This window comes from Spirosoma lituiforme, assembly GCF_054776635.1.
Genome location: NZ_BAAHBO010000002.1, coordinates 645,618 through 658,108, shown reverse-complemented (window position 1 = coordinate 658,108; position 12,491 = coordinate 645,618). Strand labels below are relative to the sequence as shown.

General features: G+C 51.2%; 11 protein-coding genes. 7 read left to right on the top strand and 4 right to left on the bottom strand.

Annotated features, from left to right (window positions below):
* Positions 1 to 61: 61 nt before the first annotated feature.
* Entirely contained in the window at positions 62 to 1,819 is a 1,758-nt protein-coding gene (locus ACYU87_RS11155) for a phospho-sugar mutase (protein WP_461134144.1), read from the bottom strand.
* A 479-nt stretch (positions 1,820 to 2,298) separates the two neighbouring features.
* Here ACYU87_RS11155 and ACYU87_RS11150 point away from each other — a divergent pair, with 479 nt between their 5' ends.
* The 4 genes from ACYU87_RS11150 to ACYU87_RS11135 all read left to right on the top strand — a co-directional run bounded on the left by ACYU87_RS11150 (position 2,299) and on the right by ACYU87_RS11135 (position 5,183).
* The gene (locus ACYU87_RS11150) at positions 2,299 to 2,745 is read left to right on the top strand and encodes a response regulator (protein WP_461134143.1); all 447 of its coding nucleotides are present in this window, start codon (positions 2,299 to 2,301) and stop codon (positions 2,743 to 2,745) included.
* Positions 2,746 to 2,823: 78 nt separating this feature from the next.
* The gene (gene dinB / locus ACYU87_RS11145; RefSeq protein ID WP_461134142.1) at positions 2,824 to 3,903 is read left to right on the top strand and encodes a DNA polymerase IV; all 1,080 of its coding nucleotides are present in this window, start codon (positions 2,824 to 2,826) and stop codon (positions 3,901 to 3,903) included.
* 315 nt (positions 3,904 to 4,218) lie between these two features.
* Positions 4,219 to 4,365 (top strand): hypothetical protein, encoded by a 147-nt coding sequence (locus tag ACYU87_RS11140; RefSeq protein WP_461134141.1) that lies wholly within the window; start codon positions 4,219 to 4,221, stop codon positions 4,363 to 4,365.
* 170 nt (positions 4,366 to 4,535) lie between these two features.
* On the top strand, positions 4,536 to 5,183 hold the full coding sequence (locus ACYU87_RS11135; protein ID WP_461134140.1) for a carbonic anhydrase: 648 nt from the start codon (positions 4,536 to 4,538) through the stop codon (positions 5,181 to 5,183).
* A gap of 182 nt (positions 5,184 to 5,365) precedes the next feature.
* Here ACYU87_RS11135 and ACYU87_RS11130 read toward each other — a convergent pair whose 3' ends face one another.
* The 3 genes from ACYU87_RS11130 to ACYU87_RS11120 form a co-directional block, all read right to left on the bottom strand.
* A complete protein-coding gene (locus ACYU87_RS11130; RefSeq protein ID WP_461134139.1) occupies positions 5,366 to 6,157 on the bottom strand; it encodes a bacteriorhodopsin in 792 nt (263 codons plus the stop codon).
* Positions 6,158 to 6,745: 588 nt separating this feature from the next.
* On the bottom strand, positions 6,746 to 7,714 hold the full coding sequence (locus tag ACYU87_RS11125) for a sugar phosphate isomerase/epimerase family protein (protein WP_461134138.1): 969 nt from the start codon (positions 7,712 to 7,714) through the stop codon (positions 6,746 to 6,748).
* Positions 7,715 to 7,776: 62 nt separating this feature from the next.
* Entirely contained in the window at positions 7,777 to 10,392 is a 2,616-nt protein-coding gene (locus tag ACYU87_RS11120) for a TonB-dependent receptor (RefSeq protein WP_461134137.1), read from the bottom strand.
* Positions 10,393 to 10,503: 111 nt separating this feature from the next.
* On the opposite strand from ACYU87_RS11120, the gene ACYU87_RS11115 reads away from it, so the two are divergent.
* The 3 genes from ACYU87_RS11115 to ACYU87_RS11105 are packed head-to-tail and all read left to right on the top strand — an operon-like array spanning position 10,504 to position 12,474.
* Positions 10,504 to 10,626 (top strand): hypothetical protein, encoded by a 123-nt coding sequence (locus ACYU87_RS11115; protein ID WP_461134136.1) that lies wholly within the window; start codon positions 10,504 to 10,506, stop codon positions 10,624 to 10,626.
* Between the two features lie 22 nt (positions 10,627 to 10,648).
* Positions 10,649 to 11,713, top strand: a complete 1,065-nt coding sequence (locus ACYU87_RS11110) for a sensor histidine kinase (protein ID WP_461134135.1) — start codon at positions 10,649 to 10,651, stop codon at positions 11,711 to 11,713.
* Positions 11,710 to 12,474, top strand: a complete 765-nt coding sequence (locus tag ACYU87_RS11105) for a LytR/AlgR family response regulator transcription factor (protein WP_461134134.1) — start codon at positions 11,710 to 11,712, stop codon at positions 12,472 to 12,474. Before ACYU87_RS11110 ends, ACYU87_RS11105 begins: the two co-directional genes overlap by 4 nt.
* Positions 12,475 to 12,491 lie beyond the last annotated feature (17 nt).

Below are 12,491 nucleotides of genomic sequence, written 5' to 3'. Positions count from 1 at the left end.
CGGACCTTTTTGTAAGCGTACGTATAAATACACCGTACATTTCTGCTAGTTTCTGCCAGTACTAGGTTAACTGAAGCTCGTCAATTACCCGTTGTACTTTGGCTTTTAACTGAGCGTAAGTTTCGTCGAAAGCTTCTTTACTCTCAAGAGGCTCGACCACACTGACGTAGAACTTGATCTTGGGCTCTGTTCCGGAAGGACGAGCCGATACCTTGGTACCATCCTCGGTGAAGAACTGCAATACGTTTGATGATTCGATGCCCATTTTGCCCGCTTCAATGGCCGACGTTTGCCCGCTTTGGGGGTCCAGACGCGTAAGGGCTTTGTAGTCATCCACCCGAACCACGGCCGATCCGGCGATTGACTTGGGCGGGTTTGCCCGGAAGCCCGCCATCATTTGCTGAATGGCATCAGCCCCTTCACGTCCTTTTTTGGTTAGCGATACTAGTGCTTCGTAATAGAAACCGTTCTCCTGGTACATCGCCATCAGCATATCGAACAGGCTCTTACCCTGATCTTTAGCGTAGGCGGTCAGCTCGGCAATAATGGCGCAGGAAGCAATGGCGTCTTTGTCGCGCACGAAATCGCCAATCAGGTAACCGTAGCTTTCTTCGCCCCCGCCGATGAACTGCTCTTTTCCTTCCAGTTCCCGAATAACTTCAGCGATGTATTTGAAGCCGGTTAAGGTGTTGTAGCAGTTTACACCGTACCGGGCGCACATCTTGTCGATGAGGTCGGTGGTGACGATGGTCTTGGCGACAAACTCCTTGCCGGTTAGCTTCCCGGCATCTTTCCAGGCATTGAGCAGGTAGTAAATGATCAGGCTGGCCATCTGGTTGCCGTTCAGCAACTCGAATTCGCCGTGGTGATTGCGGGCACCGGCGCCAACGCGGTCAGCGTCGGGGTCGGTAGCCATAATAAGATCGGCATTCAGTTTATTGGCCAGATCGAGCGCCAGTTGCATGGCGGCCCGCTCTTCCGGATTCGGCGATTTCACCGTTGGGAAGTTACCGTCCGGGGTAGCCTGCTCCTCCACAATGTGAACATTAGTAAAGCCCAGTGCGTCCAGTACGCGGGGGACCAGCGTAATACCCGTGCCGTGAATAGGCGTATAAACGATGTTCAGATCGGCCTGGCGCTTGATGACATCCGGATTGACGGCGTTCGATTTGACGCGCTCGACATAGGGCGCATCAATTTCTTCGTCGATCATATGGATTTTCTCGGGCACACCCTCAAACTTAATGTCATCGACAGACGTAATCTTGTTCACTTCGGCAATGATGCCCTTGTCGTGGGGGGCTACCACCTGGCCACCATCGTTCCAGTACACTTTGTACCCGTTGTATTCGGGGGGGTTGTGCGAAGCCGTAACGACAATACCGCTCTGGCAACCCAGCTGACGAATGGCGAACGAGAGTTCGGGGGTGGGGCGCAGGCTGCTGAACAGATACACCTTGATGCCATTGGCCGAGAAAATGTTGGCTACCAGACGGGCAAACTCCGGGCTCATCCGGCGGCTGTCGTGCGCAATGGCGACACTAATATCTTCGCCGGGAAAAGCTTCATTGATGTAGTTGGACAGCCCCTGTGTGGCGGCTCCAACCGTGTAGCGGTTCATGCGGTTCGATCCTACACCCAAAACACCCCGCAGGCCACCGGTGCCAAATTCAAGGTCGCGGTAGAAGGAGTCCGTTAGCTCCGCCACATTGCCGGAGTCGATCAGGTGCTGAATAGCTTCTTTGGAGTCAGCATCGTAACTACCGTTAAGCCATTGGTCAACGCGCTGCTGGGTAGGGGAATCAAGGGTTACTTCCATTGGTCAAGAGTAATAGATTGAAGTTGGTTAATGGGTGCAACGGCTCCCATATGATCAGTGTTTTTATTTGCCAAAATTACAATTCCGCCTTCGCCAACCAAGCCTGTACGATAGAATCATTATGGGTTTTGCCTAAATCTATACCCTACGATCTCCAGGAGGGTTGATCCTGCCGACTCTCCGGTTTCGGTGATGCGTCAAAACAAAAGATATAGCTACCCGTTTTTAAACTGCGTACAACTAAGTAAATTTAGGGGACTTTGTCGTGGACTACATAGCGAGAAATCAAAACTTATTTGTTGCTATTCAAAATCCTTATGGATCGACAAAACGTTAATCTCCTTCCTGAGGTGAAACGGGGCAACTATTTCTCTAAATTTCGTTTCTCTACGGATGAGCGCGTCGCGTTTGGCGAGTCAGACAACAGGTCTGTCTGTACGTGCGTTCCGGTTTAAATGGGTATACAACAATAAATACTAATGCCGAATCAATTCCTTGTTTTGCTGGTAGATGATGACAAGTCGCTACTGGATATCCTGGTACGGGCAGCGCATGTGAGTTTTCCCGAAGCCACGTTCAAGCAGATTAGTCGTTTCGATGAAGCCAAGAAATACATTGAAGAACTTGACGGAAGAATTCCCCAACTGTTGCTGCTGGACGTAGATTTACAGGATCGGGTGGATGGGCTGGATTTTCTGGCGCTGATCCGGGTTCATCCAAAAGGACGGGCGCTGCCGGTTATTATTCTATCGGCCAATTATACGCCACAATTGGTCGAGCGGGCGTATAGCTTTGGCGCATCTTCCTTTACAATCAAGCCGTTTACGTTTGAGGAATGGAAACGGTATTTGCTTCGGTTGCGGATGTACTGGTACGAAACGGTAACGCTGCCGGACGTTCGGTACTACAAAAGTGATCTTGGCTAGTTTATTACTGGCTGGCGTCCGGGTGTTGACGAATTTTTGTTCGGCAATGCGCCAATTAGTTTATTAAGAATCTTGGGTGTGGAGCAGCCAGCTACCAGAAAAATAATTCACATTGATATGGATGCGTTCTATGCATCTGTAGAACAGCGGGACAATCCCGAACTTCGAGACCGGCCGCTGGCTGTAGGTGGTTCCCGGGAGCGGGGCGTCGTGGCGGCCGCCAGTTACGAAGCCCGCCAGTTCGGTGTTCGCTCAGCCATGGCTTCGTCCATCGCGCTGCGAAAATGTCCCGATCTACTTTTTGTAAAGCCGCGCTTTGATGTCTACAAAGCGGTTTCCAGTCAGATCAAGGGTGTTTTTGCCCGGTTCACCGACCTGATCGAACCTCTCTCGCTGGATGAAGCCTACCTGGACGTAACCGGCCATCTCCCCGCCAACACCTCGGCAACGCAAATTGCTCAGTTAATTAAGGATCAGATTAAGCAGGAGACCCAGCTAACCGCTTCAGCGGGGGTATCGTACAACAAATTTCTGGCTAAACTGGCTTCGGATTACCGCAAACCAAATGGGCTCTACGTAATCAAACCGCATCAGGGTCTTGCCTTTGTTGAAGGATTGAGCGTTGGTCAGTTTCACGGGGTAGGCCGTGTTACGGCCGGTAAAATGAACAGCCTGGGCATCTTTACCGGGCTGGACCTGCGCCAACAAACGGAAGCGTTTCTGGTGCGCCATTTTGGTAAGGTCGGACACCATTATTATTCCATTGCCCGAGCCATTGACAACCGGCCGGTCATGGCTAACAGAGTACGTAAATCCGTGGGGTCAGAGACGACGTTTGCGGAGGATCTGCGGGAGCAGCCCCATCTGATTGATGTATTGCCACCCTTGATTGACAGCGTCTGGAGCTACTGCGAACGGACCTCTATTCTGGGCCGAACGGTCACGCTGAAAGTGAAGTACGCTGATTTTACACAAGTTACCCGGAGCCGCACGTATCCGGGAATGATAACGAGTAAAGCGCAGCTCAGGCAAGCCGCGCTGGAGTTGTTATCCGTCCTATTCCCCTTGTCTCAGGGTGTCCGGCTGTTGGGTATATCACTGGCCAACTTTCAGGGTAATGATGCGCCCGCAAGCGGCCAGTTATCGCTTGACTTATAAAGCATGCTCCGGAATGAGCGTGGCCGGTAACGGAATATACGTACCGGTTAATAAAAGCATTAATATGATTGCGCCTGAGTAAGCGAAGCATAAACAGGGTTTCCAGTTGATAATCGTATAAATAAATGTAAATAGGTAATAGATAGCCTATTAGGCCAATTAAAAAATAAAATTCTGCAAAGTAGGCTTAGAAGATAGACAAAGAGACAAACCAATGCCTAAAATGTAGTTGCCGTCTATATAAAATACGCTTCGTTGGTATTGCATATGGATTACCTTTAGCCGGTCTATTTCCACATCCATCTGGTTTTCGTGATGCGTAAACCTTTATTAATAACGTTTCTGGTAGCTGCTGTCCTGACGCCTGTTTGTTTACTGGGTTACCTGGATTCGTTTGTTCTGGTTCCCATATGCCTGATAGTACTCTTGTATCTGATGGTGAAGGAGGCTCAGAAAAAGTAAGTTTGCTGGTGTATTGTAATGCCTTCAAGTAAGCAAGGGGACGTTTGCCGTCTCTTTGTCGATACGACAGACTACAAAAAGAATTAACAACGCTGCTCCGACGCATTACGTAAAACCATGTAGGAAAGTATTTTGGCGCGTATTAGTTTTGCCTAAAAACACGAAAGCCTATGAGTTTATACGACAAAGTGTTCAGTCATAATAAAGAGTGGGTGCAGCATCAACTGCAACTTGATGCGGGCTATTTCTCGGACATGGCTAAAAGCCAGGCCCCCGATTTTCTCTATATTGGTTGCTCGGATAGCCGGGTATCGCCCGATGCCTTCATGGGCGTTAAGCCGGGAGACGTATTTATTCACCGCAACATCGCCAACCTGGTACCCAATAACGACATCAGCTCACTAGCGGTACTACAGTATGCCGTCGAGAGTCTGCAGGTGAAACACATTATCGTTTGCGGGCATTACGGGTGCGGTGGCGTGAAAGCGGCTACTACCCACGAAGACTTTGGGTATATGAATACATGGCTCCGTAACATACAGGATGTCTATCGCACGCACCGTGATGAGCTTGACGCGCTCGAGGATGCTGAAGACAGGCATCGGCTCCTGGTGGAGTTGAACGTTCGGGAGCAGTGCCTGAACGTCATGAAGCTATCGTTTGTGCAAAAACGCCTGTTCGGTAAAAAAGATATTCAGGTCCACGGCTGGGTGTATGATCTGTCCAATGGACAACTCAAGGATATGGGTGTCAAGCTCGAAGATCTGGGTCCTAACCTGGATATTTACCGGTTCAAAACGAGCCCGGTTACAATTTAGGGACATTGGGTGGGTTTCGTTGGGAAACCCGTAACTAACAGAATCCGCCAGGCTGAACAGACCAGAAAATGGATGTTCGGCCTGGCGGATTTCGTTGGCCGCCAATATATGGGTAGAGTCATAATACCGCACTGATTGATAAACCAGACCGTCAGCCAATTCCCACGGCAACAGACTATAAACTACTCTACCGAACGGTAGGGAGCCGTCGCATCCATCGGCAAACGCTGCTCCAGGATGGCATCAGCCGCTTGATAGGACACCGCACCTACGCCAACCTTGTTGATCACATCAGCGATGGAGAACGAAATGTGAATCCAGTTGGTGTCAATAGACGATACAGCGGTCAGAATGTAACCGATTGGATAAACCCCCCACATTGTAACGACTAAGAGCCCCATTACTTTGTATGCCTGCCGCTCAGGCTCTTTTACGTAAGACTGGTTGCTGAAGTCCTGCCATATTTTGTAGAGCACGTAAACGACAATGACATAACCAATGGTTGAAACAGCCCCCCAAATCAGTTTTGGACCAACCAGAATTTCCCCATTAGCTCCTAGCTGCTGTTCGCCGATGTAACCTGTTATAATCATAAACAGGTCGGCGGCCAGTAGTGCATTGATCATACCCCGGTACTTACGATAATGCACTTTCAGCATGGCCGTCATCTTCATGAGCAGTAGAGGGGTCGTTACGGCCCAATCCATATAGCGTAGCTGGCCAATGGCATTGTAGGATTTGCGTACCAGTAAGTCCTGTGCTTCTGGGGAATTGATTGTAGACAGCTGGTGCAGCATATCCTTATAATAATCCTGAATCAAGAAGTACGAAATACCGGCTATAGCTGCAATAACAGCGGTGTAGTGACGAGAAATGCGGTGTTCAGGGGCAACGCTGTTTTTGCTGGCCAAAGCGAAAATGAAGTTGCCTACAAACGCATAGAGTGCTATCAGCATAAAGAACCAGGTAATCATTGGCAAGAGACCAACAGTGGCTGCTGTGGGTAAAAACTTCTGAAAAAAAGTCATCTTGTCTGCTTGTTGAAATTAGTTGACGCTACACTAGACAATGCCATAGCTTTCACTAAAGAGGGTAGAATGACACGAAATGTTATGATATTCAACTAATTAAATGGAATTTTAATGCGTAGAAGTACTCATTGATTCATTCATGTAAATGAATGTGTTCCTCAACGATGCAGTCAGATAAAATTGGGAAGGACGATCAGTTCAGACTTTCACCCGCATCAGGTCATAAGAATAGCGCATTTCAGAAGAACGGGTACCCCGGAATGCATGCCCGCCAGTACCCTATGAAAAAGCCTTTACCAATCTCTAGACCGGCAAAGGCTTTTTCATAGACTTATCTTCTAGGGCTTACCGGCGAACTATACCTGGGGATGATCCCGGAAGGCTGGTGGCTATACAACTAGGGTGCGCAGGTAGACATACATCAATAATTCCCTGTATACTCTGGTCGGCCATATACAATAACTCTTTGATCAGCGCCGGGAAATGCCCATCTGCGCCTTACCACTTGTTTCGATTCTCCGCAGAACTACCCTACGCCAGTATCTTCTTCAAGTTATTGATGCTGGTTGTGATGCTCTCGATGCCACCGGGAGCCATGTCCTGCTCCACGAAGAAGTACTTTAATCCCGCGACTTTAGCCGCTGAAAAAGCCCGCTTGAAGTCGACCATGCCGTTACCGACTTCTGTTATCGTTTTCCGGTCGTCTTTGATGTCTTTGACGTGCCACAACGGAAACCGGCCCGGCTGTTCGTTGAACAATGCTACCGGATCTTTACCCGCTTTGGTTGCCCAGGCCAGGTCTAGTTCCATTTTTACCAGATCTTTATCCGTTTGGGACAAGATCAACTCATAGGGCGTTTTTCCGCCATCGACGGGGTCGAACTCGGTTGCGTGGTTGTGATAGGCAAAACCAATACCTGCTTTTTTGGCTGCTTCGCCCGTTTTCTGGAATACCTCAATCGATTTGTTGATTTCATCGACGGTGCCCACCGGTGTGCTGGCACAGACCAGATACGCTAGTTTTCCTTCGGCGGCTTCGTCCACCAATTGCTGATAGTTATCACGCAGGTTCAACATAGGTGGCATTTTCGAGAAATCCATGGCCGGGCGCGCCGGGCGCTGGGCATCGCCCGCGGGTGGCGCGCCAGCACTGGCGGGCGGTGTTGGCCGCGGACGGAACGGGGCGCCCCCGGCATGGTGGGCCCGCCAGGTCATTCCCAGATCGCTGACCAGTTTCCGGAAGTCTGTCGCCGAATACCCATAATAGCCACCACGGGTATTAAAAGCAGATTCTATTTCTTTGTATCCCGCAGCGGCTACTTTCTGAAGCGTACCTTTCGGGTCTTCATTCATTGGACCGAAAAGCGTGAACAGCTGAATCCCAATCGGGTAGGGGTTGGCCGCTGCAAAAAGGTTGCTTGCCTGGGTGAGGCCCGGCAGTACAAGACCGCCAAGGGTCAAGGCACTGGCGTCTCGGAGAAAATGTCGTCTGGTTGTCATGGAAAGGGGTAGAAATACAATGAAAGTAACCGATGTAATATACGTCTCTTTGGCTGATTAATCTACTTAGGACGATTGGCTGCCGGGGCCGCGGCCGGTGCTGCCTGCTGCTGGCCACCGCCGTCGCCTTCTCCTTTTACGTCGTCGTTACTTACCGAACGACCTTTCCGGCGGGGAGCATCAAAGCTCATCTTGCCAATGCGGTACGTAAAGGTCACTTTTACGTTCTGGTTGTACAGGTGGTTGACGTTTACCTGTGAAAGCAGGGGCGAGTTCAGAGTGGTGCGCATCGTTACCCCGTTGCCGATGAAATTCTCGGCCGCCAGGCCGATGCTACCACGTTTGTTGGCAACGTCTTTTCTGACACCCACCGAGTACATATAAAAGCCGCCCATGGTACCCTGCAACTGCGGCATGGGGCCGCGAAAGAAACTGAAGACCTGTGCACTCCAGCCATTGTCAAGTTGTAACTGGCTCATCAGGCGACCGCCAATGCTTACACCGGAATTATGGATGGAAATCGACTTTCCGTCGGCATCGGGCGTCAGGCCCTGCATGTATACGTAGTAACCATCCAGCCCGCCATTGATCGTCCATTTCGACGTGATACTTGTGTTAAAAAAGACGTTGGCCCCTACCGTACGCTGTACACCAATGTTTTGATAGGTAGTAATGATGCTCCCGGCCAGCGTGTCGGAGGGGATCCGGATTTGTGAGATGGCGTTGTTCGTCAGCCGCCCGAATACAGACGCGTTCAGGTATGTTTTCTTGATGGTGGAGCTTACACTCAGTTCAACGTTGTCCGTCAGTTCGGGGCTTAGATTCGGATTGCCCACCATAATCATTTGTGGGTTGGCTGCATTCACGTTTGGATTGAGCTGTTGTAAACCCGGCCGCTGAATCCGGCGGTTGTAAGCTGCTTTGAGTGTAGAACCGCCTTTCAGACTTTTCGATACGTTGACGCTGGGAACCAGGTTGCTGTAGCTGGGAATGTTGAGGGGTGTATTCTCGTCGGCCGTTGCCGATATGTCCGTGTGCTCGTACCGTGTACCCACCTTGAAGGTATACTTGCTGGGCGTTACGTACGTATACGAGATGTAACCCGCGCCAATGTTTTGATTGTACTTGAGCGAACCCGACGGATTGGTTGGGTCGAAGACCAGTTCGCCCGTACTGCCGCCGATTTGGTACTGATAGCGGCTATCGACCTGACGCATAATGGCCTTGCCGCCAAACTCCAGTAATTGATTTTTCCGAATTGGCGTTTGATAGTCGGTCTGGAAGGTTATTTCCTGGTTTGTGTTGTTGTTCAGGTTTCGCTGACGGCCCGTCAATTCACCCGTTTGGCCCAGCAAATCGGCGTAGAAGTTATTGGTCAACCCGGTGCGGCTGTACTGCGTAGAAATCGACCATTCCTGCTGAGGCTTGAAGGTGCGAATATAGTCCAGGTTCATGTCGACCGAGTTAGACAAGTCTCTCCGATCCACGTCCCGGTTGGTCATGCTCAGCAACGATTCATTGGCGTAGGTGTTGGTTAGCTGATTCTGCTGCTGCACGAAATTGCGGGTACCGTACCGAACGTTGGCCGACAGGGATTGATCTTTAGCCAAATCGTAGTCGATACCCAGCGTGTACTGGCCAAATACGGGTTTGTCGAACGCCGTACTTGTCTGGCTGGTGCGTAAATCCTGTCCACCCACCACCGTAGTTTGGTCCAGCGTTGAGGAGGCCCGATTGTACATGGCCCGGCCAAAACCGCCCAGCGTCAGGCCCAGTTTGCCCTGCCGATAGGAACCATTCAAGCCCAGGTTAGACGCCCGTAACCCTACGCCCGCGTCTACATTCAGCGTTAAGCCATGCAGGGTGTTCTTTTTGGTCACGATGTTGATAATCCCCGCAGCCCCTTCGGCATCGTATTTAGCCGACGGGCTGGTGATCACCTCGACCGTTTTGATCATATCGGCCGGGAGTTGCTTAAGGGCATCGGCTACGTTGGACGCGACAATGGTGGAGGGTTTGTTGTTGATCAGCACCCGTATGTTCTGGCTACCCCGCAAACTCACGTTACCATCCAGATCGACCGAGAGCATCGGTACCCGTTTCAGCACATCAGATGCATCGCCCCCTTTGGCTGTCATATCTTTATCGGCGTTGAAGACGAGCCGGTCTACTTTCTCCTCAATGAGAGCCGCCTGCCCCGTTACCACCACTTCGCCCAGCGTTCGAACGTCGGCCGGGAGTTTTATCGAACCCAGATTAAGGTCAGTACCTTTGGCTACAGTAATCTTTTTCGAGTCACGGGTCTTATAGCCAATAAATGAGTACTGAAGCCGATAGTCGCCGGGGGCCAGTTTGTTCAGCAGAAATTGCCCTTTAGCGTCCGAGGTAGTGCCGTCAATCGGCTTGTTGGTGGCGACATTGATAAGAGCAATCGTTGCGAATTCGACGGGTTTTCCCGACGTCGAATCGACCAGCAGCCCCGCTATTTTGCCGTTTCCTTTGGGAGCGTCTTCGGCAACACCGGTAAACTCCTGTTTACGACGGTTTTCCTGACCGCCCATGCCCGGAGGGCCACCGGGGCCACCACCCGGAGGGCCAAATTGTGCTTGTGTTGTGGGGGTTCCGGTCAAGCCGCTCCATAGCCCGAGGGTGAGAAGCAGAAGCAAGAATTGTTTCATTGGTAGCGAAGAATGTCTGAATAATAGATCAAAGCAACGTCGATTCTGCCGCGCCTGAAAATGAAATAGACCGTTGGGGCGCAAACGCCGACAAAGAGCCGGTTTTAACCGATGGAACCAGTAACAGGCCTGCGGGTCATCAGAAGCGGGCATCTGTCGGCTGGAACGGGCTACCCATCGGTAAATTTTGGCCAACCAGCGATTGGCCGACAATGGGTCTGGAAATTGCTGTAAACTTGTAGCTTCTCCATCAACTATGGCCGCTACTCCGCTTTTTCGCCGATACGTCCCGTTACTGAGCCACGTGCTGGGTTGGGGTTTGCTCGGCTACCTGCTTTTTTTTACCCAGTCATTCGGGTCAGACATTCGGCTACCCGATTTATTCTGGCTGAGGCAGGGGTTTTTCTTCTGCCTGATTGTGGGGATCTTCTACGCAAACGCGTACCTGCTCGTTCCGTACCTGCTGCTCGACCAGACGAGCCGCTATCTGCTAATGCTGGCTGGCGTCATTGCGCTTACCCTGCTTGTCTTGTGGGGTATCGAAACCTGGCTCAACCTGCCCACACTGATGCACCTGGCCTTTCATCCTGACGGAAAAGGGGACCCCCGGATATATGGCTGGATTATACCTAACCTGTTCACGATTCTACTGGTACTGGGCATTAGCACCAGCCTGACGCTGCTGCAGAAATGGCAAACGGACGCTACGCTTAGGTTGTCGCTGGAGCAGGCCAAAACCGCATCGGAACTGTCTTTTCTGAAAGCGCAGATCAACCCGCACTTCTTCTTCAATACGCTCAACAACATCTATGCATTGACGCTGCTCGACGTTGAAACGGCTCGTGAAGCCCTGCACCGGCTCTCGCGCATGATGCGTTACGTGCTGTACGATACCCAGACCAGCACGACCATGCTGAGCAAAGAGCTGGCGTTTGTGGGCGATTACATTCAGCTTATGCAACTCCGGCTTACCGATAAAGTAACCGTTACGCTCAACTCACCCGCTCCGTTGCTCGACCGCCCCATTGCGCCGATGCTCCTGTTGCCATTTGTCGAAAATGCCTTCAAACACGGTGTCAGCGCCCTGCAGCCAAGCCAGATCCAGATCACCATTCAGCAACGGCAAAACCAGCTGGTCATGGATGTTCGAAACACGTTGTTTGCCGACAAGACGCCTTCGCTCGAAACCGGCAACGGCATCGGTCTGACCAACACGCGCCGACGACTCGACCTGCTTTATCCCAATCAGTATGCGCTGGAAATCGATGAGCAAACCCCCGGTGGTGAATACCGCGTTCAACTAACCCTCGACCTGCCATGATCCTTTCCTGTATTGCCGTTGACGACGAACCGCTGGCCCTGGGTCTGGTTTGTGCATTCATTGAAAAAACGCCTTTTCTGCAACTAGCTGGCCGGTACAGCAGTGCCGTTGAAGCATTGCAGGGATTGCTGTCCGGGCCACCCGTGAACGTAATTTTTCTGGATATTCAAATGCCCGATCTGACGGGTCTGGAACTGGCCCGGGTTCTGGAGCGGAACAACCGGGGAGCAACGATCACCCGAATCGTATTTACCACGGCGTTCGACCAGTTTGCGCTCGATGGTTTTCGGGTCGATGCCCTCGACTACTTGCTAAAGCCGTTCAATTACGAGGAATTTCTGCGGGCCGCCAGCAAAGCGCGTCAGTATTTCGATCTGGTGCAGCGAACCGAACCCGCTCCGGCGGCACCGCTCCTGATACCGCCTGCCGAACCGGCTGATGATTACTTGTTTATGAAAGTCGAGTACCAACTGGTTCGTATCGCCCATAACGACATTTTGTACATCGAAGGGTTGAAAGATTACGTGAAAGTGTATCGCCATAGCGAGCCTGATAAACCACTGCTCTCCTTAACCAGTTTAAAAAGTCTGGAAGAGAAACTGCCCGCCAGCCAGTTTATGCGGGTACATCGATCGTTTATTGTTGCGCTGAACCGCATCGGCGCATTCACCAAAAATTCCGTACAGATCGGTTCAACGGTGATTCCGGTGAGCGATCAGTACAAAGATGTTTTCGGTCAGTTTATCGGTCGCTGGTTGTAGAGTATGGTTTCGAAGAC

Excerpts from the sequence above, each read along its gene's own strand:
- ACYU87_RS11155 (WP_461134144.1), bottom strand. The coding sequence starts at position 1,819 with ATGGAAGTAACCCTTGATTCCCCTACCCAGCAGCGCGTTGACCAATGG.
- ACYU87_RS11150 (WP_461134143.1), top strand. The coding sequence starts at position 2,299 with ATGCCGAATCAATTCCTTGTTTTGCTGGTAGATGATGACAAGTCGCTA.
- ACYU87_RS11140 (WP_461134141.1), top strand. The coding sequence starts at position 4,219 with ATGCGTAAACCTTTATTAATAACGTTTCTGGTAGCTGCTGTCCTGACG.
- ACYU87_RS11135 (WP_461134140.1), top strand. The coding sequence starts at position 4,536 with ATGAGTTTATACGACAAAGTGTTCAGTCATAATAAAGAGTGGGTGCAG.
- ACYU87_RS11130 (WP_461134139.1), bottom strand. The coding sequence starts at position 6,157 with ATGATTACCTGGTTCTTTATGCTGATAGCACTCTATGCGTTTGTAGGC.
- ACYU87_RS11125 (WP_461134138.1), bottom strand. The coding sequence starts at position 7,714 with ATGACAACCAGACGACATTTTCTCCGAGACGCCAGTGCCTTGACCCTT.
- ACYU87_RS11120 (WP_461134137.1), bottom strand. The coding sequence starts at position 10,392 with ATGAAACAATTCTTGCTTCTGCTTCTCACCCTCGGGCTATGGAGCGGC.
- ACYU87_RS11115 (WP_461134136.1), top strand. The coding sequence starts at position 10,504 with ATGGAACCAGTAACAGGCCTGCGGGTCATCAGAAGCGGGCATCTGTCG.
- ACYU87_RS11110 (WP_461134135.1), top strand. The coding sequence starts at position 10,649 with ATGGCCGCTACTCCGCTTTTTCGCCGATACGTCCCGTTACTGAGCCAC.
- ACYU87_RS11105 (WP_461134134.1), top strand. The coding sequence starts at position 11,710 with ATGATCCTTTCCTGTATTGCCGTTGACGACGAACCGCTGGCCCTGGGT.